The sequence below is a fragment of the Pararhodobacter sp. CCB-MM2 genome (assembly GCF_001691415.1).
Taxonomy (GTDB): Bacteria; Pseudomonadota; Alphaproteobacteria; order Rhodobacterales; family Rhodobacteraceae; genus Pararhodobacter.
In genome coordinates this window covers 1-19,909 of record NZ_LRRR01000035.1, presented here as the reverse complement: position 1 = coordinate 19,909, position 19,909 = coordinate 1, and the positions used below count along the sequence as shown (strand labels likewise).

At 64.1% G+C, this 19,909-nt stretch carries 34 protein-coding genes; 25 read left to right on the top strand and 9 right to left on the bottom strand.

Features of this window, described 5'->3' with window-relative positions:
• Positions 1–7: 7 nt before the first annotated feature.
• The 9 genes from BCY78_RS21390 to BCY78_RS21360 form a co-directional block, all read right to left on the bottom strand.
• A complete protein-coding gene (locus BCY78_RS21390) occupies positions 8–769 on the bottom strand; it encodes a hypothetical protein (protein ID WP_068305872.1) in 762 nt (253 codons plus the stop codon).
• Positions 769–891, bottom strand: a complete 123-nt coding sequence (locus BCY78_RS26240; protein ID WP_255403211.1) for a hypothetical protein — start codon at positions 889–891, stop codon at positions 769–771. Before BCY78_RS26240 ends, BCY78_RS21390 begins: the two co-directional genes overlap by 1 nt.
• Complete coding sequence (locus tag BCY78_RS21385; protein ID WP_068305870.1) at positions 888–1,163, bottom strand: hypothetical protein; 276 nt, start codon at positions 1,161–1,163, stop codon at positions 888–890. Before BCY78_RS21385 ends, BCY78_RS26240 begins: the two co-directional genes overlap by 4 nt.
• Entirely contained in the window at positions 1,160–1,681 is a 522-nt protein-coding gene (locus BCY78_RS21380; protein ID WP_068305868.1) for a hypothetical protein, read from the bottom strand. Before BCY78_RS21380 ends, BCY78_RS21385 begins: the two co-directional genes overlap by 4 nt.
• A complete protein-coding gene (locus tag BCY78_RS25690; RefSeq protein ID WP_158515979.1) occupies positions 1,678–1,854 on the bottom strand; it encodes a hypothetical protein in 177 nt (58 codons plus the stop codon). Before BCY78_RS25690 ends, BCY78_RS21380 begins: the two co-directional genes overlap by 4 nt.
• Positions 1,851–2,192, bottom strand: a complete 342-nt coding sequence (locus BCY78_RS21375; RefSeq protein ID WP_068305866.1) for a hypothetical protein — start codon at positions 2,190–2,192, stop codon at positions 1,851–1,853. The genes BCY78_RS25690 and BCY78_RS21375 overlap by 4 nt, the downstream gene beginning before the upstream one ends.
• Before the next feature lie 341 nt (positions 2,193–2,533).
• Positions 2,534–2,860 (bottom strand): hypothetical protein, encoded by a 327-nt coding sequence (locus tag BCY78_RS21370; RefSeq protein WP_139103258.1) that lies wholly within the window; start codon positions 2,858–2,860, stop codon positions 2,534–2,536.
• A 31-nt stretch (positions 2,861–2,891) separates the two neighbouring features.
• Positions 2,892–3,062, bottom strand: coding sequence for a hypothetical protein (locus BCY78_RS25685; protein WP_158515978.1), 171 nt, complete (start codon positions 3,060–3,062; stop codon positions 2,892–2,894).
• 98 nt (positions 3,063–3,160) lie between these two features.
• Positions 3,161–3,775, bottom strand: a complete 615-nt coding sequence (locus BCY78_RS21360; protein ID WP_068305861.1) for a LexA family transcriptional regulator — start codon at positions 3,773–3,775, stop codon at positions 3,161–3,163.
• Positions 3,776–3,859: 84 nt separating this feature from the next.
• Between BCY78_RS21360 and BCY78_RS21355 the strand changes: the two genes are divergently transcribed.
• From BCY78_RS21355 to BCY78_RS21240, 25 genes are all read left to right on the top strand, one after another.
• Positions 3,860–4,093 carry a YdaS family helix-turn-helix protein gene (locus tag BCY78_RS21355; protein WP_068305859.1) on the top strand — a complete coding sequence of 78 codons (234 nt, stop codon included), beginning with the start codon at positions 3,860–3,862 and terminating at the stop codon, positions 4,091–4,093.
• Between the two features lie 72 nt (positions 4,094–4,165).
• On the top strand, positions 4,166–4,645 hold the full coding sequence (locus BCY78_RS21350; RefSeq protein ID WP_068305858.1) for a hypothetical protein: 480 nt from the start codon (positions 4,166–4,168) through the stop codon (positions 4,643–4,645).
• 488 nt (positions 4,646–5,133) lie between these two features.
• Complete coding sequence (locus BCY78_RS21340) at positions 5,134–5,427, top strand: DUF2829 domain-containing protein (protein ID WP_199523188.1); 294 nt, start codon at positions 5,134–5,136, stop codon at positions 5,425–5,427.
• A gap of 535 nt (positions 5,428–5,962) precedes the next feature.
• Positions 5,963–6,211, top strand: a complete 249-nt coding sequence (locus BCY78_RS25680) for a hypothetical protein (protein ID WP_068305855.1) — start codon at positions 5,963–5,965, stop codon at positions 6,209–6,211.
• A gap of 4 nt (positions 6,212–6,215) precedes the next feature.
• The gene (locus BCY78_RS21330; protein ID WP_068305852.1) at positions 6,216–6,638 is read left to right on the top strand and encodes a RusA family crossover junction endodeoxyribonuclease; all 423 of its coding nucleotides are present in this window, start codon (positions 6,216–6,218) and stop codon (positions 6,636–6,638) included.
• Between the two features lie 4 nt (positions 6,639–6,642).
• Positions 6,643–6,897: a DUF2312 domain-containing protein gene (locus BCY78_RS21325; RefSeq protein ID WP_068305850.1), complete on the top strand. Its 255-nt coding sequence runs from the start codon at positions 6,643–6,645 to the stop codon at positions 6,895–6,897.
• A gap of 1 nt (position 6,898) precedes the next feature.
• Positions 6,899–7,336, top strand: coding sequence for a single-stranded DNA-binding protein (locus BCY78_RS21320; RefSeq protein WP_068305848.1), 438 nt, complete (start codon positions 6,899–6,901; stop codon positions 7,334–7,336).
• Positions 7,336–8,031 (top strand): helix-turn-helix domain-containing protein, encoded by a 696-nt coding sequence (locus tag BCY78_RS24870; protein ID WP_083195216.1) that lies wholly within the window; start codon positions 7,336–7,338, stop codon positions 8,029–8,031. The genes BCY78_RS21320 and BCY78_RS24870 overlap by 1 nt, the downstream gene beginning before the upstream one ends.
• 58 nt (positions 8,032–8,089) lie before the next feature.
• A complete protein-coding gene (locus tag BCY78_RS24865) occupies positions 8,090–8,371 on the top strand; it encodes a hypothetical protein (protein ID WP_083195215.1) in 282 nt (93 codons plus the stop codon).
• Entirely contained in the window at positions 8,368–9,084 is a 717-nt protein-coding gene (locus tag BCY78_RS21310; RefSeq protein ID WP_068305843.1) for a DNA methyltransferase, read from the top strand. The genes BCY78_RS24865 and BCY78_RS21310 overlap by 4 nt, the downstream gene beginning before the upstream one ends.
• On the top strand, positions 9,081–9,206 hold the full coding sequence (locus tag BCY78_RS26235; RefSeq protein ID WP_255403210.1) for a hypothetical protein: 126 nt from the start codon (positions 9,081–9,083) through the stop codon (positions 9,204–9,206). Before BCY78_RS21310 ends, BCY78_RS26235 begins: the two co-directional genes overlap by 4 nt.
• Positions 9,203–9,526: a LexA family transcriptional regulator gene (locus BCY78_RS21305; RefSeq protein WP_068305841.1), complete on the top strand. Its 324-nt coding sequence runs from the start codon at positions 9,203–9,205 to the stop codon at positions 9,524–9,526. Before BCY78_RS26235 ends, BCY78_RS21305 begins: the two co-directional genes overlap by 4 nt.
• Positions 9,523–9,915: a hypothetical protein gene (locus BCY78_RS21300; protein WP_068305839.1), complete on the top strand. Its 393-nt coding sequence runs from the start codon at positions 9,523–9,525 to the stop codon at positions 9,913–9,915. The genes BCY78_RS21305 and BCY78_RS21300 overlap by 4 nt, the downstream gene beginning before the upstream one ends.
• A gap of 49 nt (positions 9,916–9,964) precedes the next feature.
• Positions 9,965–10,183, top strand: coding sequence for a hypothetical protein (locus BCY78_RS21295; protein WP_068305837.1), 219 nt, complete (start codon positions 9,965–9,967; stop codon positions 10,181–10,183).
• A gap of 30 nt (positions 10,184–10,213) precedes the next feature.
• Positions 10,214–10,834, top strand: coding sequence for a hypothetical protein (locus BCY78_RS21290; protein ID WP_068305835.1), 621 nt, complete (start codon positions 10,214–10,216; stop codon positions 10,832–10,834).
• A gap of 164 nt (positions 10,835–10,998) precedes the next feature.
• Positions 10,999–11,235, top strand: coding sequence for a hypothetical protein (locus BCY78_RS21285; protein ID WP_068305833.1), 237 nt, complete (start codon positions 10,999–11,001; stop codon positions 11,233–11,235).
• Complete coding sequence (locus BCY78_RS21280) at positions 11,232–12,542, top strand: hypothetical protein (RefSeq protein WP_068305831.1); 1,311 nt, start codon at positions 11,232–11,234, stop codon at positions 12,540–12,542. The genes BCY78_RS21285 and BCY78_RS21280 overlap by 4 nt, the downstream gene beginning before the upstream one ends.
• Entirely contained in the window at positions 12,542–14,611 is a 2,070-nt protein-coding gene (locus BCY78_RS21275; RefSeq protein ID WP_068305829.1) for a hypothetical protein, read from the top strand. Before BCY78_RS21280 ends, BCY78_RS21275 begins: the two co-directional genes overlap by 1 nt.
• A gap of 40 nt (positions 14,612–14,651) precedes the next feature.
• Complete coding sequence (locus BCY78_RS21270; RefSeq protein WP_139103257.1) at positions 14,652–14,930, top strand: hypothetical protein; 279 nt, start codon at positions 14,652–14,654, stop codon at positions 14,928–14,930.
• Between the two features lie 25 nt (positions 14,931–14,955).
• Complete coding sequence (locus BCY78_RS21265) at positions 14,956–16,053, top strand: hypothetical protein (RefSeq protein ID WP_068305825.1); 1,098 nt, start codon at positions 14,956–14,958, stop codon at positions 16,051–16,053.
• Positions 16,054–16,074: 21 nt separating this feature from the next.
• Positions 16,075–17,103 (top strand): phage major capsid protein, encoded by a 1,029-nt coding sequence (locus tag BCY78_RS21260; protein WP_083195213.1) that lies wholly within the window; start codon positions 16,075–16,077, stop codon positions 17,101–17,103.
• A 12-nt stretch (positions 17,104–17,115) separates the two neighbouring features.
• A complete protein-coding gene (locus BCY78_RS21255; protein ID WP_068305823.1) occupies positions 17,116–17,610 on the top strand; it encodes a hypothetical protein in 495 nt (164 codons plus the stop codon).
• Positions 17,611–17,630: 20 nt separating this feature from the next.
• Positions 17,631–18,335: a hypothetical protein gene (locus tag BCY78_RS21250; protein ID WP_158515977.1), complete on the top strand. Its 705-nt coding sequence runs from the start codon at positions 17,631–17,633 to the stop codon at positions 18,333–18,335.
• Entirely contained in the window at positions 18,336–19,031 is a 696-nt protein-coding gene (locus BCY78_RS21245; protein ID WP_068305819.1) for a hypothetical protein, read from the top strand.
• Positions 19,032–19,057: 26 nt separating this feature from the next.
• Positions 19,058–19,909: hypothetical protein (locus BCY78_RS21240; protein WP_199523187.1), on the top strand; the 852-nt coding region annotated here is incomplete at its 3' end.

The following is a 19,909-nucleotide window of genomic DNA, read 5'->3' as shown; positions in this document are numbered from 1 at the left end:
GGGCTCCTCAGTAGGGGATTTCGTCGTCTGCGAGGACGGGCTGGGCGAGGTCGGCTTTGCGGGCGTCACGGGCGTTGTAGATGGCGACCCCGAGGTCACGCACAGCAGCGCCGATCTTCTTCACGGTCTCAGCCTCTTCCCCCCAGATGATCGAAAGCGCCTCGAAACTGGGCGCGTTGGCGATGCGCTTCTGGATCCGGTCGTGCGCGGCCTTCGGGTCGAATGCCGGCTCTTCGGCTGTTGCGGAATCCTTGCCCGGGGCTTCATCCTGCCCCGCATCGTGGCCGTGAAGATCGCCCTTGTGCCAAAGGTCCAGCGCGGCGCCGAAGCGCATGGCAGCATTGCGCAGCGCGTCACCGATCACTTCCTTGATCGCATCTCCGCCGCGTTTCCCGTCTGGATGGCCGTAGCCAAAGCGAGAAACGCCACAGATCGTAAGCTTGATCCACATGCCGCCGTTGTCATCGAGCGCTGGCGTCCCCATGGGAGTGAAGGCAAGAGGCTCCCAGTTCCAAGCAGGGTCGCAGTCAAGCAGTCGGTCAGTCAGGGCTGCGTGGCCGACATAATCCAAGTGAACCACGTCGGGATGATGCCACGCGCCACAGAGCTTGCAGCTAATGCCAGCCGTGAAGTCCTTCTGCACCGCCTCAGTTTGCTTTCGCGTCGGCTTTGGCAGCTTGGAAATTTGGTTAGCTGGGAACGGTTGGCGGAGAAGCTCAAGGCCGGTCAACGCGACCCGTTCCGGATCGTGCTTGGTCACGGCGTTCATTATCCGATCTCCTGGGTGTTCACCGCGTCGAATGCCGCGCGGGTGATGGCGTTGGTTACGGCCATGCCAAGCAGTAGGCCTGCGAGGATGGCGGCGATGATGAGGGGAAGCGCTCGGGTCATTGGGCGCACGCCTTGATCGCGATGGAGGTCGACAGGGCCCCGTATGCCTTGGCCTTGAGCGGGTCGCCCTTGGCGGCGGCGGCGATGAGGTGCCCAGCCACGACCAGCGGGTCGGCAGGCGGCGCGGTGCGCGTGGTGCGGAACACCGGCTCGCGCTCTGCGGTGACGGTGGCGAGGTACGGATCCTCGGCGTCGTATGCCTCGGGCATGTGGTCACCTGCGGCGAGCATGGCGCGGCCCTTTGCGGTGAGAACGGCGGCGGCTCCGGTCATGCGGCTTCCTTTCCGGCGTAGATCGCGGCCATGATGGCGTTGCCGGCGGCCTCGGTGGTGGGGTTGCGCTCAATCCCGCGCAGGGCGTGGGCGAGGTTCGGCACGTCGCGCTGGTTGATGCGCTTGAACCCGCGGGCGATGCTCTCATGCGGCAGGGGCGCGGCGTCTGGGCAGTCAACGCCCCATGCCTCGAACATGCGAGCCACGTCCTCAGCCAGCTCTGACGCGGTGTCATCGAGGCGGTCGCGGATGGCGTCGTCGTTGCTCTTGGCAAGGTCCAAGGCGAAGCGCTGGCCCCGCTGGAGGTCCGAAAGCAAGTTGGCAATCGGCGTGTCACCGGCTTCCTCAGCGGCAAGAATGGCAATGTCCAACGCCAGCGAAAGGGCAGCGCGGCGAACCTCGGCGGCGTGGCTGCGGTACTCAGCGCCATGCGGGCGGATCGTGGCCTCGTTAGAGACAGCGCGGATCAAGCCGTAAAGCGAACCGGCGTCCAAGAAATGGCGGATGGGCGCGTTCATGCTGCGGCCCCCGGTGCGGGCATAGCAGGCGCGGCAGGCGTGGGCGGGGTGCTGTCGTCGGTGTTTGCGGGGGCCAGCGTCACAGGCTTGGCCATGGCGAAGCGGAAGTCCTCCAGCACATGCGCAGCGATGATGCCGAGGTACGGGTGGGCGGTGAAGTCGGGGCGGGTCATTTGAACAACCCCTCCACGATGCCGTTCATCTTGTAGCTGCGGTCCATGTTCTCGGTCACCTTCGCAACCAGCGCCTCGGTGATCTTCGCGCCGATCTGGTCAGCAGCCTCTTTGGCGGCGGTGATGATGGCACCCTTGTTCGCAAGGAGGTGGGCACGCACTTCCGGGGCCACATGCTCTACGATGAAGTCATCGCACTCCTTGGCGATGGTGTCCGGCAGCGACCACTTGAATTGCTGGGTCACGCGCTCCGACATCGCCTCCATGGCGGCAGCCATGAGCTGCGCCTTGCGCGCCGGGTCGCTCAGGAATTCATTGATCTCAAGTTCGAGGTTCATTGCGTTGTCTCCCATGTTCTCCCGGCGATCTGCCTTGCGGCGTCTTCGGTCGGGCGGTGTAGGATGACGCTACAAGTAAACTAGTGAGCCTGTCAATCCGAAAAACAAGCAAACTAGTCGATGCGTGAGAGCTGTGCTAACCTGCCCCGGTCAGCGCCGTGGTGGCGCGCATGAAAAAGCCCCGCGCGAGGCGGGGCGGGGAGGCGACGATGCTGAAGGTTCGGGAGACGTTCGAAACCATCGAGGGCTTCGGGTGTCGCTACCGGAAGGCGACGCGTGTCTATTTGCTGTTCGGGGTCATCCCGGTTTATGTGGCGAGGGTGTCAACGAGGCGATAAGCGCTACTGAGGGGGCTGGTTGAAGAGCTCCACGATCTCATACCTCAACATCACCATGATGATCGCAAAGACTGATAGCGCCAGCCATTTGTAGTCGATCTTGTGCTTGATCTCTGTCTCGATGCGAGCAAGCGATGGCGCCATACTCGCTATACCCTTGGAGATCTCATCGAGCTTCTTATCCGTGGCGTCGAAGCGACGACCGAAATCGTCGTGCATGTTGCTGACGCGCTCAGCTAACACCGCTTGGTCGAGCTGCAGTTTAGCGATCACCTCAGGCATGTCACCACCACCCCCGCCGCCACCCATCTTGCGGACATCATCGATCATTCTAGGGTACTCGTTCACTATAGCGTGCAACTCAGGCTTTGTCATCTGACCACTCCGCGACAACTGACGCGACCTCAAGTGCGCTCCCTTCAAGCTCCCTCAAACGCTCCATAGCTGCGGTATAGTCCTTCTGGCCGAGCTTGACAGATACATCTGCAACGATGGTGTCGCGCTTTATCAAAATGCCGAGGATCTTGGACATGATCGCGATCTTTTGCTCAGCCCTCTCAAGTCTAGCCGCCAGAACTGCATATCTTTGCATTGCTTTTATCACCCTTCACCACCGCCCTGCACGGACGGTCACATGTCCAGCATCGTCCGGTAGACCCGTCCGATCACGCGCACCGCGCCCACGAATACCGGCGGATCGGTTGGCACATATGACCGGGGCTGAAACTGCGGCTCGGCCTTCGGGTCATAGGCCTTGTAGGTCGCGGCGCCGGTTTCGTCGGCCACCACATAGCAGCGGTTCGGCACCAGCCGCGTGTCATCAAGGTTGACGATCACGATGCTCTCAGGCGGGCTCAGCTTGTTCATGGACGTGCCGTCCACGCGCAGCGCGATCCAGCGGCCCGGCGGCAGGTCTGACGCATACACGGTTGGGAAGTCGGCGAAGTCGCTGATGCCCGGCTGATCAGTGAGCTGCCCGGCGCTGACCCAGGAGATCAGTGGCACAGGCTCCGATGGCGGCGGGGCAAGCCTCTTGCCCTCGATGACATCAGTGAGGGTCGGATCGATCTCTTGAAGGGTCCGCCCTAAAGCTCGCGCTAGCGCCGGGATGTGCTTCGTAGTCCGATTAATGCCGCGCTCGATCTGAGAGATGAGCTGCTGGCTCACACCGGATTCTTCGGCCAACTCCTTCTGGGAGAGGCCTTTGGCTTTGCGGAACTCGGTGATTTTCTGGGCCACGGTCATAGCGCCAGAATACCAGACCCCTTGTCGGCCGCACGACAAGATTGCTAGTTGACACTCGCGTCGCGAATGCACTAGAAAACTAGTATGACCGAGCATCACCGCACCCTCATTGAACAGGCCATCCGCATCCACGGCTCACAGGTCAAGCTGGCCGAGGCCATGGGATGCTCGCAGCAACAGGTCAGCTACATGCTGAAGGCCGACCGGGTTTCTGCCGAGATGGCAACCAAGATCGACAACGTCACCGGCGGCCAAGTGAGCCGGTCGTCTCTCCGTCCCGATCTCTTCGGGCCCGCCCCGTCCCGCGCCGCTTCCTGATCCCATCACACAACACCCCCTCCTTCAAAGGTGGGGGCTTCCATCGCGAACACCAAACAAACGAAGTTTGCCATGCAGAACGTGACCAAGAACCAGATCCACGCTGCGATGCGCGCCCTCGTGAAGCGCATCGGCCAAGAAGCGGCGGCGCAGCACATCTGCGACTGGCACGGCGACGACGACAGCCGCCTCAGCTTTCACCGCTCCGATCTGTCCATGAAGATGAACGACAAGCGCGCGTGGACGGCTTTCGACATCATCGCCCTTGAGGATGCCCTCGGGCGCTACTCGGTGACCGCCATCTTTCAGGGCCGCGTGGCGACCGATGAAGGCCCGGCCCCCGACCTGATGCAGGGCCTCGCCAGCGCCATGAAGGAAAGCGGAGAGGCCACAGCCGCCGCTCTGACCGCCATCGCCTCTGGCAATGCCTCCGACATGGCCAAGGCTGCTGTCGAGTGGCGCGAGGCTGTTGAGGCCTTCCAGAGCTTCATGCCTGCGTTCGACGTGGTGCCTGACGCTGCCGCCATTCCGATGCGTGGGGGCGTCCGCTGATGACCGCGCTGGATCCCATCCTCCGGGTTCAAGATCGTCACGGCAGGGGGCCTTGGCGTCCGGACTTCTCGCACACTTGGACTGATACTTGGCGTACTGGGCTGCCAGCTCCTGTCTATCAAGAGGTGCAGGGCTTCAAAGGTCTTGTCTCAGAAGCGCATCGCGCCGGTCTGCATATCGGGTGTGCCGCGCGAGGCACCAAGGGCCTGTTCTTGTGGATGAGCCCAACTGAGTTGTGGCGCCTCGCTGAACTTGGGTTTCGCGTGGTCGATGCGTCCTCATGCGAGGTTCTGGCCGAGACAGCCAACCAGATCTTGATCGCCAGCACGAAGCCTCTTCGGAAGCTCCCCACGGTTGATCTTGGGCGGGCATCGTGAGCCGCTCCTTCCCCCAAACCGCGCGCAACTCCTCCCATGTGCGCGGCCTAGCCAGCCCGGCCTCGGCAGCGCGCCGGGCTGGCGTCCTAATTGTAACCGAAAGGAAAGACCATGATGGACTTTGGAGACGCATTGCGCGCGCTGAAAAGCGGCAAGAAGGTCGCGCGCGCCGGCTGGAACGGAAAGGGCATGTGGATTGCTTTGACGCCCGGCAGCACTTTCCCTGCTTCGTCGGCGCGCGATGGTCACGCAGCGAAGCATCGTGCCAACGAGTTGGAGCCGCAAGTCGGTCACAACATCGACCTTCTGCCGCACATCGACATGCGCGCAGCGGACGGATCGATGGTGATCGGCTGGTTGGCCTCGCAGACCGACATGCTTTCGGACGACTGGCAGGTCGTCTGACCCTCATTGCCGGGTTGGGATCGGCATCCGCTCCGCGCCAAACGCGCGTTGGTACCTCTTGCCGGGCAGAGGGCGGAAAGCCCGGCACCTATTCGGCGGCGTCCCGCACCATGGCGGGCCTGTACAGCCACCGGGGCGGCTGCGCCGTCGAGTGCCCCGATTCCTTCCTGTTGGAACTGGCCGGGGCTTCGCGCTCCGGCCCCTTTTTCCCGCATTCCGGCCAGCGCCGTTTCGACGCTGCCCCGAGCGCGGCATTCAACAACATCATGCAACGCCCCACCGAAAGCGCGGGCGGGTTTGATGGTTGGGCATTGCTGACCCTGCGCCACAGTCCGGCATTTCCCGCCGCGCTCAACCTGTATTGCTCGGCCACATCGCGGGGCCATGAAGCCCGCGACGACAACCAAGGAGGACGCCATGCAACGCGCCGGGGAAAGCCCGGCAACCGCCGTACTGCTCCCCCGTCCGCACACAACCCGCGCGGGCGGCAACTCGCTGGGCCTTCGGGCCCGGCCTTTTCCCAGCGAGGGGCCTGATGTGGGACCATGCAAATACTGCGGCAGACCCGGATGCCACGGGCGCCGCGCTCCCGCCGATCTGCGCCACCTATGGCAAGGCCAAAGCTGGGCCTGCCCAGAGCACCACGGAGCGCTTGAAAGCGACTGGTCAGCTTGGTGCGCGCAGGGCCGCTCTATTGGAGCGCAAGGCCCGCGGCGATCACAGCCACCGGACCCAGCGCGATCTGGAACTGGCGACGCTGGCATGCCTGCGCAAGGGAGCCTGAGCCTGTGACGCAGATCCAGTTCACCATCCCCGGGAAGCCCTTCGCCAAGCAGCGCCCGCGCGCCACGGCCAAGGGTGGCTTCGCCCGCGTCTACACCCCCAAGGAAACCGTTTCCTTCGAGCAGCAGGTTGGCGCCATCGCCGCCCCGCTGTTCGCCCGCCCCATCGCCGGCCCCGTGCGCCTGCGGATCATCGCCATCTTCGAGCCCGCCGCCAGCTGGCCGAAGAAGAAGCGCGCCGCCCATCTTCACCGCCCCCACACCCAGAAGCCCGACAGCGACAACGTTTCCAAGGCCATCAAGGACGGCCTCAACCGCATCGCATGGGCAGACGACAGCCAAGTCGCTGACCTGCACGTCACGAAGGTCTGGGGAAACACCGCCTGCACTCAGGTGTGGGTCGAAGCAATGACCGATCAGGAGGACTGACCCCATGAGCAACACCGCAACCGCCTATGACGTGACCGCTGACGAGATCCGCAGCTTCATCGAGCGCTATGAGCACCTCGAAGCCGAGAAGAAGGACATCACCGACCAGCAGAAGGAAGTCATGGGAGAGGCCCGTGGCCGCGGCTACGACACCGCCGCCCTGCGCAAGATCGTCGCCCTTCGCAAGAAGAAGCCCGACGAGATCGCCGAGGAAGAAGCCGTCCTCGACCTCTACAAAGCCGCGCTGGGGATGAACTGACATGCAAACCCTGATCATCGCCGGCAATGTCGGAAAAGACGCCGTGCTTCGCCGTACCGGATCGGGCGAGCCCGTCCTGAACTTCTCGATCGCCGTAGACAACGGCAAGGACCGCGACGGCAACAAGCGGGACTCGACCTGGTTCGACTGCGCCCTCTGGGGCAAGCGGGCCGAGAGCCTCGAAACCTACATCACCAAGGGCAGCAAGCTCACCGTGCAGGGCCGGCCTACGGCGCGCGCCCATGACGGCAAGGTCTACCTCGGCATCAACGTGCAGGAACTGACCTTCATGGGCGGCGGAGAGCGGCAAGGAGGCTCTGACCGTGGCAGCGACCGCCGAGACGACGACGGCGGCTCATACGGCTCTCAGGGCGGCTCTGGGGGCTATGGCTCGGGATACGGCGGCTCCGATGACCTCAATGACGAGGTGCCCTTCTAATGAGCATCCGCATGATGACAGAGGTCTGGGCCAATGGGCCGAGCAACCAGAGCGAGCTGCTGGTGCTGCTGGCGCTTGCCGACTTCGCAGATGACGACGGCTTCTGCTGGCCGTCCATGGCCTCCATCGCCACCAAGGCCCGGATCGAGGAGCGCAGCGCCCGCCGCGTGATCCGCCGTCTTGAGGACGCTGGATGGCTATCCGTGAAGGTCGGGAACGGCCGTCGGGGATGCAGCGAGTACCGCGTGAAACCCGGACCTAAAGTCCCCCGGACCGAATGTCCCCCGGACACTGAACGCACGAAACCCGGACCCTCAGTGCAGGAAACCCGGACTCCCCGGTCCCCCGAACCGTCAGGAACCATCAAGAACCGTCAGGAAGAGAGCGCGGGCGAAGATCCTCCGAGACGAAAGCCGCTTCGACAGCTTCCCGAGGACTGGACGCCATCCGACCGAAACATCGCTGACGCCACCAAGCACCAATTCACCGACGAGGAAATCCGCCATGAAGCCCATCGGTTCCGCAATTACCACCAATCGCACGACACCCGGTTCCGAGATTGGGACGCAGCGTGGCGCACATGGCTCGGCAACGCCCGCAAGTTCGCTCGCCGCGCTCCCCGCGCCGACGCCGAAGCACGCATCATCGCTGTCGCCGCAGCAACTCCACGATCACCGAACCCGTCTTGGCACTGAGGTTCGCGCCGTCCTGAGCGCGTATTTCCAGCCCTCCGAGACGGATGAGATCCGCGCCATGCAGCTTTCGTGGTGGTGCGACGAGCTGCAGGACTGGACGCTAGAGCAAGCCGTTTGGGGCCTGCGCAAGTGGAACCGGGAGCATCCCCGCACCCGCCCGACGCCGGGCGACATTGTGGTCATCCTCAAGGCCGAGCGTGGGCGCCAGAAGGCTGCCGATGTGGCTGCGATGACCGCCAGCCGGGAGCCTGAGCGCCAGCCCGCCAGCGCTGAGGCCGTGGCCGAGATCATGGCGCGCTATCGCAGCGTGACCGGCTCGACAGAGGGAGACGCCGCATGACCGTCATCAAGGAAGAGCGCATCGGCGGTCAGCGCCTGATCCTCGGAGACTGCCGGGAGGTCATGCCGACGCTGGGCAGGTTCGACGCCGTGGTGACTGACCCGCCCTATGGGATCAAGCGCGACAAGGGCGTCGGCGTCGGTGGATCAGGATTTGGTGGAAAGCGTGGCGAGGCTGTCGAAGTGCGCCGCTTTCGGGGCGGATGGGATGCGGCACGCCCGGCGGCGGAGGTTTTTGAGGCGATCCTGTCATCGGCGCCGTGCCATATCGTTTGGGGTGGCCAGTTTTTCGCTGACATTTTGCCGGCACAGGGCAAGTGGCTATTCTGGGACAAGTGCCAGACCATGCCCAGCTTTGGCGACGGGGAGCTGGCGTGGACCAGTCTGAGCGGCGATGCCGTAAAGCAGTTCACATACAACGGAAGTGGGCTTCATGCGAAAGAGAAGGCCCGCTCGCACCCAACCCAAAAGCCTGTCGCCCTCATGGAGTGGTGCCTTGGCTTTGTCCCTGATGCCGAGACCATCCTTGACCCCTTCATGGGAAGCGGCACCACCCTTGTCGCCTGCCAGCGCCTCGGCCGCAACGGGACCGGGATCGAGCTTGACCCTGAGTATTTCCGGATCGCCTGCGAGCGCGTCGATGAGGCCACCCGCCAGCCGGATCTGCTGATCGCGCCGCCTGCTGCTCAGCCTGTTCAGGAGCCGCTGCTATGACCGCCTTCGAAGCATGGATCGCGCTCGCCTTCCCCTGGCTCCTGCCTGCCGGGGCTGATTACCGCAACCTGCGCGCGGCATGGGACGCTGGCTATGCCGCAGCAAAAGGAGACGCCGCATGAGCAGCCTCGCCCTCACGGATCAGCAACGGGCTGCACTCGCCTGCATCCGCCACAGCATCGCAGAGCGCGGCTTTCCCCCGACCTATGACGAGATGATGGCCGACCTCGGCTTGCTCTCCAAGAGCAGCATTGCCCGCTTGATCGACGCCCTTGAGGTCCGTGGCTGCATCGCCCGCCGCAAGGGATCGGCCCGCAGCATCATCCTTCTCGAAGATCCGATCATCAGCACGGCAGACGCGATTGCGACCGTCCTCGCCCGCTGCACCCTGTCGGATGAAACCGCCCGCGAGCTGCGCGGAAAACTGGGGTACGCCGCATGAGCTTCCACATTCCCAGCATCGAGGCCGCTGAGGCCGTGGCGCAAACCGAGGTCGCCGTAGCCAAGAGCAAGGGCCTCTACACCCTGACATGGGACCACAAGGCCCGCCCCCAAGGTGGGGCGCGGCCCGGAGTGGTCAGCGCGGGGAACCGGTCCCGCTCGATCAACTCTCGCCGCCTCATCCTGCAGCAAGTGGCCGCTGGCAATGTGACCTCGACCGGGATCGCCAAGGCCAACGGCAAGTCTGTGAACCCGACAACCCACCGCATGCGAGCTATGGAAGACGAGGGCCTGCTGACCTTGGAGCGCGGGCTTGCCGGCAAGCCTACGACAGCCGCCATCACCCCCGCCGGCCTTTCATGGCTGGAGACACACGGGGGTGAGGCATGACCACCCAGCCCGCCCGACAGCTGGCCGAGTTCATCAGGGGAGGCGCGTGATGCTGGACAGGTTCTACCGGCTGCGGGGCGCGCTCCACATGAAGTCTGGCGCTGCGATCACCTTCACATGCAGTGACATCGAAATCGACAGGCGCGGCGGTGATCTGACCAAGATCAAGGTGAGTGACCATAGGGGTTTCCCGATGCACGTCGCCCACGATCAGATCGAGGCCGTCACCGTGGCTGACCAGTTCACCTGGTTTGGCCTCCGCCGCTAACCACAGACGCGACAAAGCGCGAGGGACACCATGACCAAGGCCAAGAGCAAAGCAGCGCGCCGGAAGCTCAAGCGGGCAATCACCCTCGCTGGCGGGGGAAGCGTACCACAGCCCGCTACACAGGGCCGCCGCGCGGATCTTGAGCCGAAGGAGGCGGCAGACGTGGTGGCCCTGACCGCTCGGGCCCGGCGCACCGGTTGCAGCGTGGAGGACGCCCGCGACGTTCTGGCAGGCGAAGACATGGGCCGGTGCATCATGGCCATGCGCCCCGGGGCGGAAGATCGGCGCGCACTGCTGGGCGTCTGGCAGGGCCTCTGCGCCTCATGGGCCAATTACTGCGCCCGATGCCTGAGCATCACGCCCACGCCGCAAGCCGCCGCCCTGCCCATGCTTCCAGAGCCCATGCAGACCGACCAAAGCCTGCGCGTGGATCTGCGCACGGGAGACGAGCGAGACGAGGCCGCCCGTCGCGTATGGTTCGAGTGGCTCACCGCCCTCATGGATCTGCCGCCCGATCAGCGCCACGCCCTGCGCGGCCACCTGCAAGGGTACGGGGCCGAGGTGTGGAGCGAGGAGGCTACAGCGCCCACCCGCGCCGGCGCGCTGGCAATAAAGGCGCTCGCGACCCTGCATCTTGCGCGCAGTCGTTGACAGGCAACACGATCCGGTGCACACTTCCCATAATCGCAGGCGAGGCCTGACGAACGAACCCCGCCGGTAGTCCGCGCGGGGTTTTCCTTTGCACCCGCTCAGACCTCGGTGCTCTCCAAATACCGTCAAGGGACCGCGACCGCTCAGACCGGCGTGGATAGGCTATGGCCAAGCGAAAGCACCTATTTCACCCGGATGAGGTGAAGCAGAAGATCCAGACAAGTCAGCTCATCAACCGTTTGCAAAAAAACGCGCTTTCGGATGAGGAGATCATGACGCCGGGGCAGATAGCCAGCGCGAATGCGTTGCTGGATCGCGTCATTCCGAAGCTCAAGGCCGTTGACCAGAACGGGGACAGCAAGGACGTCCTGGAACTGCGGATTACCATCGGCGGCGAATGACCGTCGTCAATCTGGAGATCGTGCCGAGGAAGCCCTTCCGGCCGTACCTCCTTCGCAAGAGCCGCTGGTCCTGCATCGTCGCGCATCGACGGGCGGGGAAGACGGTGGCCTGCATCCAAGACCTGATCGCGAAGGCCGCTTCGTCAACAGCACCGAACGCGCGATACGCCTACATCGCGCCATTCTACACGCAGGCAAAGGACGTGGCTTGGGCTTACCTCAAGCAGTACACGTCCGGCATTCCCGGCGTAGCATCGAATGAGGGCGAGCTTCACATCACGTTCGCCCACAATGGCGCGCGGATACGCCTCTACGGCGCCGACAACTACGACCGGATGCGCGGCATCTATCTGGATGGCTGCATCCTCGATGAGAACGGGGACATGGACCCGCGCGCGTGGTCCGAGGTCATCCGCCCGGCCCTGTCGGACCGCAAGGGATGGGCGACATTCATCGGCACGCCGAAGGGGCGCAACGCCTTCTACGAGGTTCACCGGCTGGCAGAGGACGCCGCCGATTGGTTCAGCCTTGTTCTGCGCGCAAGCGAAAGCGGACTCATTGACAGCGGGGAGCTGGATGACGCCCGACGCATGATGTCGGCGGAGCAGTACGCTCAGGAATACGAGTGCAGCTTCGACGCGGCGATCGTCGGCGCCTACTACGCATCGCAGCTTGCTGACGCTGAGCGAGAGGGCCGGGTCACAAGCATTGATCTGGACCGAGACCTGCCCATCCACACGGCATGGGATCTCGGCATCGGGGACAGCACAGCAATCTGGGTGTTCCAAGCCGGTCCCGAGGGGATGCGGCTCATCGACTACATCGAGGACCACGGCAAGGCACTGGGTCACTACGTCGGGGAGCTGGAGGCGCGCGGCTATGCCGGTGGCACCGACTACGTGCCTCACGACGCCAAGGTGCGCAGCCTCGACACGGGACGCAGCCGGCTGGAGACGCTGGTGGGCATGGGTCGAAAGGTTCACCTGCTGCCACCGGCCGCCGTGGATGACGGCATCAACGGGGTGCGCCAGCTGTTCCCCCGCATGTGGTTCGACGCCGACAAGTGCCGCGACGGGATCGAGGCCCTGCGTCAGTACCGCACCGAGTTCGACGAGAAAACCAAGGCCTTCAAGCCCCGCCCACGACACGACTGGACGAGCCACTGCGCCGACGCCATGCGCTACGCCGCGCAGGGTTACCGCGACCTTGCGGTGCAGCGCGTCCAGCAAATCGCAAAGCCCGCACCGGGGCAGGTCTACATAGGCCCGCCTGAGGTCGAGCGGCACCAGAAACGGACGCGCCTCTGATGGACGATTACGACGACGACGACGCGCCGAGCCTGTCGCAGCCGTGGCTGGACAAGCTGGAAGACGCCCGCAAGGCGTTCCAGGTCTATGACGACAAGTGCGCCTCCATCGAACGGATCTACGGCAACCTGAAGAACCTGAGCGAGGGCCGTGGTGACCGCGAGTTCCAGATCTTCTGGGCCAACATGGAGGTGCTTCGCCCGGCGATCTACCAGCGCGCTCCGCAGCCCGTGGTCATGCCGCGGCATTCGGACCTTGGCAACGTGGCCCGCAAGGCCTCGGAGTTGATCGAGCGGGTGTTGCAGTTCGACGTGGAAAGCGACGACCTGCACGAGACGCTGATCATGGTGCGCGATGACCTTGCCCTGTGCGGTCGCGGCGTTCCGTGGGTGCTGGACGATGGCCGTTGCATTCACGTCGATCGGTCGGACTTCCTGCACGACCCGGCGCGGAAGTGGCCGGAGGTCGGATGGGTGGCCCGCAAGGCATACCTGACCCGAGAGCAGGGGCGTGACCGCTTCGGTGACGCCTTCCTCGATGCCGCATGCGAGTACATCGGCCGGGAGCGGGATGACGACTATCGCGCGACCGAGAAGAAAGCCGAGGTCTGGGAGATCTGGTGCAAGGGCGATGACGCCGACGACAAGGGGCAGGTGATCTGGGTCACCGAGGGCGTGTCGGAGGTGCTGGACGTCCAGCCGCCCTTGATCGACGTGAAGGGCTTCTTCCCGTGCCCAAAGCCGGTTTACTCGACGGTCGAGCGCGGCACGCTGAAACCCATCCCTGACTTCGTCTACTACCGGGACCAGGTTGATGAAATCAACGAGCTGACAGAGCGGATCAGCGGCCTTTCGGAGAGCCTGCGCCTCAAGGGCTTCTACGCGTCCGGCACGTCCGAGGTTGGCGAGGCCATCGAGGCCGCCATGCGGAACACGGACAGCAAGGCCATCCTAATCCCCGTGTCGAACTTCGCGGCCATCGGCGGGGCGAACCTGTCGCAGTCCATCGTCTGGCTGCCGGTGGAACAGGTCGCGGCGGTCATCCGTGAGCTTGTCCTTCTGCGGCGTCAGCTCATCGAAGACGTCTACGAGATCACCGGCCTGTCGGATATCATGCGCGCGGCCACCGATGCGCAAGAGACAGCCACAGCGCAGCAGCTCAAGGCCCAGTACGGCAGCGTCCGCGTCCGTGAGCGGCAAGGGGAAATGGTCCGTGTCGCGGCAGACATTCTGCGCATCAAGGCCGAGATTTTCGCGGAGACCTACGAAGTCACCGACCTGATGGCGATGGGCGCCATGATGCTGCCGACGATGCAACAGGTGCAGCAACAGGCTCAGGGCCAGCCGGTGCCGCCGTCAACAGTCACCGTTGAGCAGGTCGACGCGCTTCTGAAAGAGCAGCGCATGCGCCCCTTCGTGCTGGAGGTCGAGACGGACAGCACCATTGCGCCAAACGAGGAAGCCGAGAAGGCCAGCCGCATCGAGTTCCTTGGCGCAATCAGCAAGTTTATGCGCGAGGTCGGGCCGCTCATTGCTCAAGCACCAGAGGCGGCACCTTTCGCAGCGGAGTTGATGCGCTTCACTGCCGGCGCCTTCCGTGCTGGCCGGGATCTGGGCGGGGTCATCGATGACTTCACCGAGGCCGCGAAAGCCAAGGCTGCACAGATGGCGCAGGGGCAAAAGCCTGACCCTGAGGCCATGAAGATGCAGGCCGAGGCTCAGGCAGAACAGATGCGCATGCAGATGGAAGGCCAGCGGATGCAGGGCGAGATGCAGGCGCGTCAAGCTGAGCTCCAGCTCAAGCAGGCCGAGCTGCAGCTTCGTCAGCAGGAAATCGCGTCGCGGGCTCAGCGCGAGGCCATGGACAGCCAGACGCGCCAGTACGACGCCAAGACCAAGGCGGCCATCAAGCAGTTCGAGCTGGCCCTCAAGGCGCAGGAGCTGGGCATCAAGCAGGACGAACAGGCGCTCAAGGCCAAGCAGGCCGAAATCGAGACGCTTCTGAACGTCGAGGAAATCCAGCTGGAGCGAGAGCAACAGCGGGCGGTGAGGATCGGCACGGATGGCTAAATTCCGGTATCGCAACGGTCGGGTCGTGGATGAGGACGGCATGCCGATGCTCAACCAGGCTGAGCGCGCCATGGAACCGCAGGCGCCCTACATGATCGGGGATAGCCAGCCCCACCTGATGAGCATGACCAACGGCAAGATGTACGACAGCAAGTCGGAGATGCGGAAAGAATACCGCCGCGCCGGGGTCATCGAGGTCGGATCGGACGTGCAACACAAGCGCTCCGAGCCGTCGATCGCGGAAAAGGAAGCCGCGAAGCGCAAGCGGCAGGCCAGCGTCGGCCGCGCTCTCTCAAAGGCGGGCTTCGGCGCGCCGTAACGCACATCCCTCAGAAGGATACCCCATGGACGACATGCAGGCACCCGCCCCGGCGGAAATGGAGCCTATTGCCGACGAGCAAGCCCACGAAGCCGAAGCCCCGAAGGCCGAAAAGCCTGAGGAAAAGCCGCAATCGGAGGCTGAGAAGCGCCGCAGCAGCATCGAGAAGGCCATGAAGGCCGTCTCCGAGGACAGCGACGACGACAAGCCGGCGCGCGGGTCGCAGTCCACGCCGAAGCCGGACCCGAAAGCCGAGGAAAAGGCCGAGGCCAAGGCGGAGAAGCCCGCCGAGAAGGCCGAAAAGCAGCCGGAACAGCCTCAGAAGGCCCCGGAGGCGTCGAAGGATGCCAAGGAGGCCCCGAAGCCCAACGCCAACGCGCCTGACGCTCCCTCGCGCTTCTCAGCAGATGCCAAGGCCGCGTGGAAAGACGCGCCGGACGCGGTGAAATCCGAGGTCAACCGGGCCGTTCGCGAGCTTGAGCGCGGGATTGCGCAGAAGGATGAGGCTCTGAAGCCGCTTGAGCCGTATTTCAAGATGGCCAAGGACCACAAGGTCAACCTGCACGAGGTTGTCGGTCGATACGTGCAGATGGAGCAAACGCTGCGGCAGGATCCGCGCCGTGGGCTGATCAGCCTGGCGCAAAATCTTGGCATGACGCCGCAGCAGATGGCCGCCATGATCACCACCGGTCAGCCGGGCAACGCGGACCCGCGCGACAGTGAAATCCTGCAGCTTCGGCAGCAGATCCAAGGCATGCAGCAGCAATTTGGCCAGGTGTCGCAGTCCGTTGAGCAACAGCGGCAGGCCTCGGTCATGCAGCAGGTCCAGCAATTCGCAGCCAGCCGTCCCCGTTTTGATGAGCTGGCCCCCGAGATCGAGCGTCTGATCACCACCGGCTACGCGTCGGACCTATCGGACGCCTACGAGAAAGCCGAGCGACTGAACCCCGCCCCGGCTCTGGCGGACCCTACCCCGCCACCCCTCGCGCAACCGGCTCAGACCCGGCAAGCGCGCTCTGTCACTGGCGCACCATCTGCGGGCTCAAACCCCGGCACGAGGAAGCCAAGCGCAAACCGAACTGAGGCCATCCAGCGCGCCATGCGTGCCGCTGGCCTCGCATAACCCCAAAATGGAGATGAGCTAATGGCTCTGAACAGCAATGAGCGCCTGCAAGAGGCGCTGTCGCTCGCCATTGAGGACCGTTCGACCGGCTATCAAGACCTCGTGTCGAACAGCAACGTCCTTCTGGCGATCATGAAGAGCAAAGGGATGTGGAAGACCTTCGAGGGTCCGACCATCCGTGAGCGCCTTCTGTACAACGAGTCCGGGACTTACACGCGCTACAGCGGGTATCAGTTCCTCAACCCCAAGCCCGCCGAGCTGATCAACGATGCCGAGTTCACGCCGAAAATGGCGGCGGTCTCGGTCGTGCTGTCGATGGAGGACATTCTCCAGAACAGCGGCTCGACTGCGCAGCTCATGAACATCATGGACCTGCACATGGAAGCGGCCGAGCGCGAGTTGCAGGACCGCTTTGTCGAGGATCTGCACTCGAACGGCACGGCAGACGGCGGTCGTCAGATTGGCGGCCTGCAGCTTGCCATCCCGACAGACCCCACGACCGGCACCTATGGCGGTATCAGCCGGGCCTCGAACGAGATCTGGCGCACCAACGCCTACGAGGTCGCCTCGTTCGCGTGGGTCGATGCCGGCGCTGCCGCTGCGACGGACGTGACCTCGGCTGTGATCAAGCCGATGTACAACCAGGTCGTGATCGAAACGACCCGCGCCAAGACTGGCCCGGATCTGATCCTCGCCTCGCAGAAGCACTACCTCGCCTATGAGGGCGCGACGGAAAACATCCAGCGCATCACCGACGGCGGCACCGGCAAGGCGGCGCAACTCGGCTTCCCGAGCCTGCGCTTCTACGGCGGCGGTCGCTCGATGGATATCGTGCTGGAGGGCGGTATCGGCTCGGCTATGCCGGACAATATCTCCTACTTCATCGCCACCGATCACCTGTCGTTCCGCTACCACAAGGACCGGAACTTCTCGAAGTTCGGCGGGAAGCAGACCCCGGTGAACCAAGACGCAGTTGTGCAGCACATCGGCTTCTACGGCGAACTGACGCTGAAGAACCCGCTGCACATGTCGAAACTCTACACCGCCTAAGGAGGGCTGATCATGTCCATCGGGCAAAACGCGATCGGGGCGGACTTCACCACCCCGGAAACCCTCGGCAGCGCCATCAACGTCTACCCTTCTTTCGAGCTGGGCACCCGCATGAAGGGCGCCAACGGTTCGGAATGGGTCTACGTCCAGGCGGACGGCGCCATTACCGGCGCAGGCTATGTCGTCGTCATTGATGAGGCATGGCAGGCGGCTCACGCCACGAACACCACGGCTGTCTACGGGCAGCAGATCGGTGTCGCTGGCGCCGCCTTTGCCGACAACGATTACGGCTGGGTGCAGGTGTTTGGCACCGCAAACATCCGCGTTGCTGCATCGTGCGCCGCGAATGCCGTCATCACCTCGACCACCACGGCGGGGCAGCTGGATGACGCGGCAGGCACCGGCACCAAGACCATTGTGGGCGCGGTCCTGACCACGGCCAACGGCGGCGCGGCTGCGACGGCCGAGGGCGTGCTGACCTATCCCACGGTCGGCGCCACCAACTGATGACAAAGGGCGGGGCTGTCATGGCCCTGCCCACCTCGCATCCTCTCAGAAAGGCACCAAAGATGGCAGACAATCCGGATCTCGGCCTCGGCGTGGCGTTCTACGTCAAGGCGGTCGAAAACCCCCGCAAGTCGAAAGAGGCCGGACGGCCGATCTACGACCAGAAAGAATACGTGCAGATCCGGTTCCCGGCTGACAACAAGCGCGAGCTTCACGCGCCGGCCTCCGAGCTGCACTTTGTGCCCCACCTCGGTCGTCAGGTGACCTATGCCGAGCGCTTCCCGGAGGTGTACAAGGCCTTTGCCGAGGATGGCGCCCAGGTTCTGAACGGCACCCCGCTGGCCGAGATGCCGTCCCTGAGCCAAGCCGAACGGGCCGAGCTCAAGGCCATGAAGGTGCATACGGTCGAGCAGCTGGCGCAGATGCCGGACAGCCTGATCAAGCGCATGGGCATGGGCGCCCGCGATATGGTCGAGCGTGCGCAGGCCTATCTGACGGCGGCCAAGGGCACGTCCGAAGTTGCGGCTCTCAAGCGCGAGTTGACCAAGCTGCGCAAGCAGGTCGAGGCGCAGAAGTCGGCCCCCGAGGATCAGTTCGCCGGCATGTCTGACGAAGATCTGCGCAATGCGCTGGTTGACGCGGGCGTTGAGGCGGATGGATGGTCTCGCCCCCGCTTGATTGCGGAGATCAACGCTCTGGCGGACAAGCGGTCGGAGGCGGCGTAAATGGCACGCACGGCGCTGCAAATCGCACAGGACGCGGCGGTCAAGCTCGGACTTGATACCCCGTCCATGCTGTTCTCGTCCACGGATCGGACGGAGATTGAGCTGCGCCGCGCGCTTATCGAGGCGGCTGACAAGATCGCCCACAGCCATGATTGGCAGGATCTTCTGACAGTGGAGACCCACACCGGGGACGGCACCACGACCGAATACGCCGTCCCCGACGACTTCCTGCGCATGCCGAAGGACTCAAACGTCTGGAGCACGCGCTGGCAGGCCCCGCTGACCAAGGTATCGCCCGAGGAGTGGCTTAATCTCGACGTGCGCGCTTTCGATGTGGTCTGCGGCGTCTGGAGCATCTTCGGCGGCAACTTCGTGCATAAGCCCGCCCTCGCAAGCGGAGAAAATGCTCGGTTCTGGTATGTCTCCAGCGAGGCCGTGAAGAACAGCAGCGGCACGGCCAAGGCGGCGTTCACCGCCGATGACGACACGTTCCGTCTGGATGACCGGACGCTGGAGCTGATGCTTGTGGCGCAATGGCGCAAACAGAAATCGCTCGATTACAGCGAAGAGATGATGGACGCCGAGGTGGCGCTTGCGCGTGCGATCGACCGAGACAAGGGCGCGCGCATCCTCACGCAATCCTCGCGTGGCTCCGTCCATGGCAAAATGTCATACCCGTGGAGCATCGTTCCGTGAGAACAGCGGCCCGTCCCCAGCGCGCAATGCCGGTGTCCCTTCCGGCGCCGATCCGCGGCCTTGTCGAGGTCCCCCCCGGCGCACAGGCAGCGGCAGGCGGCGCGGAGTGGGTGGAAAACTTCCTGCCGACCGAGCGCGGGCTCAAGGTGCGCGGCGGATCGCTGACCTATGCCTATGTCGCGGCGGCGGTGAAGACCCTGCTGGGCTACGAGAGCGGCTTGCTCAGCAAGCTGTTCGCGGCCACGGACGGCAACATATTCGACGTCTCGACTTCGGCATCTTCGGCCACGTCGATCAATGATGACGCCCTGTTCTGGGGCTCTGGCCTCTGGGGTCAGTACAAATGGGGCAAGCAGGAAAGCCCCGTGGTGTCAGGCCTCACGTCGGGCGACTTCGCATCACAGCAGATCGGGACCTCTGGCGGGGAATACCTCATCGCTGTGAACGGCGCGGATCCAGCTCTGATCTATGACGGCGCGAATTGGTCGCCGCTGACGGATGAGGCAATCAACGGGCTTGGCTTCGACGGCATGGTGACGCCGTTCTCCATCGGGGAAACAGTCACAGGAGCAAGCTCCGGGGCATCGGCGGAAATCCTCGGCTTTGCGCAATCCGGCCCATCGTCGGGAACGCTGTTCCTTGGCGCGATCACCGGCACATTCACCGACAATGAGACCATCACATCGGCGGGCGGTTTTGCGAGCGCTGACGGCGCAGCGACGGCACGCAGCAGCATCGCCGTGTCAGGGGTTGATACCGCCGCACTGTCGGATGTGTGGCTGTACCGAAACCGCCTGTTCTTCATCGAGGGGAGCAGCCTCACAGTATGGTATCTGCCGGCATCGTCAGTTGGCGGCACCGCTCTGGATCTGAGCCTT

Bases quoted from the DNA above. Each gene is read 5' to 3' on its own strand.
- BCY78_RS21300 (WP_068305839.1), top strand. From the start codon at position 9,523: ATGAGCTTCCACATTCCCAGCATCGAGGCCGCTGAGGCCGTGGCGCAA.
- BCY78_RS21355 (WP_068305859.1), top strand. From the start codon at position 3,860: ATGACCGAGCATCACCGCACCCTCATTGAACAGGCCATCCGCATCCAC.
- BCY78_RS21270 (WP_139103257.1), top strand. From the start codon at position 14,652: ATGCCGATGCTCAACCAGGCTGAGCGCGCCATGGAACCGCAGGCGCCC.
- BCY78_RS21280 (WP_068305831.1), top strand. From the start codon at position 11,232: ATGACCGTCGTCAATCTGGAGATCGTGCCGAGGAAGCCCTTCCGGCCG.
- BCY78_RS24865 (WP_083195215.1), top strand. From the start codon at position 8,090: ATGCAGCTTTCGTGGTGGTGCGACGAGCTGCAGGACTGGACGCTAGAG.
- BCY78_RS21245 (WP_068305819.1), top strand. From the start codon at position 18,336: ATGGCACGCACGGCGCTGCAAATCGCACAGGACGCGGCGGTCAAGCTC.
- BCY78_RS21255 (WP_068305823.1), top strand. From the start codon at position 17,116: ATGTCCATCGGGCAAAACGCGATCGGGGCGGACTTCACCACCCCGGAA.
- BCY78_RS26240 (WP_255403211.1), bottom strand. From the start codon at position 891: ATGACCCGAGCGCTTCCCCTCATCATCGCCGCCATCCTCGCAGGCCTA.
- BCY78_RS21375 (WP_068305866.1), bottom strand. From the start codon at position 2,192: ATGAACCTCGAACTTGAGATCAATGAATTCCTGAGCGACCCGGCGCGC.
- BCY78_RS21370 (WP_139103258.1), bottom strand. From the start codon at position 2,860: ATGATCGATGATGTCCGCAAGATGGGTGGCGGCGGGGGTGGTGGTGAC.
- BCY78_RS21350 (WP_068305858.1), top strand. From the start codon at position 4,166: ATGCAGAACGTGACCAAGAACCAGATCCACGCTGCGATGCGCGCCCTC.
- BCY78_RS25685 (WP_158515978.1), bottom strand. From the start codon at position 3,062: ATGTCCAAGATCCTCGGCATTTTGATAAAGCGCGACACCATCGTTGCA.
- BCY78_RS25680 (WP_068305855.1), top strand. From the start codon at position 5,963: ATGTGGGACCATGCAAATACTGCGGCAGACCCGGATGCCACGGGCGCC.
- BCY78_RS21305 (WP_068305841.1), top strand. From the start codon at position 9,203: ATGAGCAGCCTCGCCCTCACGGATCAGCAACGGGCTGCACTCGCCTGC.
- BCY78_RS21340 (WP_199523188.1), top strand. From the start codon at position 5,134: ATGATGGACTTTGGAGACGCATTGCGCGCGCTGAAAAGCGGCAAGAAG.
- BCY78_RS21320 (WP_068305848.1), top strand. From the start codon at position 6,899: ATGCAAACCCTGATCATCGCCGGCAATGTCGGAAAAGACGCCGTGCTT.
- BCY78_RS24870 (WP_083195216.1), top strand. From the start codon at position 7,336: ATGAGCATCCGCATGATGACAGAGGTCTGGGCCAATGGGCCGAGCAAC.
- BCY78_RS25690 (WP_158515979.1), bottom strand. From the start codon at position 1,854: ATGACCCGCCCCGACTTCACCGCCCACCCGTACCTCGGCATCATCGCT.
- BCY78_RS21285 (WP_068305833.1), top strand. From the start codon at position 10,999: ATGGCCAAGCGAAAGCACCTATTTCACCCGGATGAGGTGAAGCAGAAG.
- BCY78_RS21390 (WP_068305872.1), bottom strand. From the start codon at position 769: ATGAACGCCGTGACCAAGCACGATCCGGAACGGGTCGCGTTGACCGGC.
- BCY78_RS21265 (WP_068305825.1), top strand. From the start codon at position 14,956: ATGGACGACATGCAGGCACCCGCCCCGGCGGAAATGGAGCCTATTGCC.
- BCY78_RS21250 (WP_158515977.1), top strand. From the start codon at position 17,631: ATGGCCCTGCCCACCTCGCATCCTCTCAGAAAGGCACCAAAGATGGCA.
- BCY78_RS26235 (WP_255403210.1), top strand. From the start codon at position 9,081: ATGACCGCCTTCGAAGCATGGATCGCGCTCGCCTTCCCCTGGCTCCTG.
- BCY78_RS21295 (WP_068305837.1), top strand. From the start codon at position 9,965: ATGCTGGACAGGTTCTACCGGCTGCGGGGCGCGCTCCACATGAAGTCT.
- BCY78_RS21290 (WP_068305835.1), top strand. From the start codon at position 10,214: ATGACCAAGGCCAAGAGCAAAGCAGCGCGCCGGAAGCTCAAGCGGGCA.
- BCY78_RS21360 (WP_068305861.1), bottom strand. From the start codon at position 3,775: ATGACCGTGGCCCAGAAAATCACCGAGTTCCGCAAAGCCAAAGGCCTC.
- BCY78_RS21260 (WP_083195213.1), top strand. From the start codon at position 16,075: ATGGCTCTGAACAGCAATGAGCGCCTGCAAGAGGCGCTGTCGCTCGCC.
- BCY78_RS21325 (WP_068305850.1), top strand. From the start codon at position 6,643: ATGAGCAACACCGCAACCGCCTATGACGTGACCGCTGACGAGATCCGC.
- BCY78_RS21310 (WP_068305843.1), top strand. From the start codon at position 8,368: ATGACCGTCATCAAGGAAGAGCGCATCGGCGGTCAGCGCCTGATCCTC.
- BCY78_RS21380 (WP_068305868.1), bottom strand. From the start codon at position 1,681: ATGAACGCGCCCATCCGCCATTTCTTGGACGCCGGTTCGCTTTACGGC.
- BCY78_RS21385 (WP_068305870.1), bottom strand. From the start codon at position 1,163: ATGACCGGAGCCGCCGCCGTTCTCACCGCAAAGGGCCGCGCCATGCTC.
- BCY78_RS21275 (WP_068305829.1), top strand. From the start codon at position 12,542: ATGGACGATTACGACGACGACGACGCGCCGAGCCTGTCGCAGCCGTGG.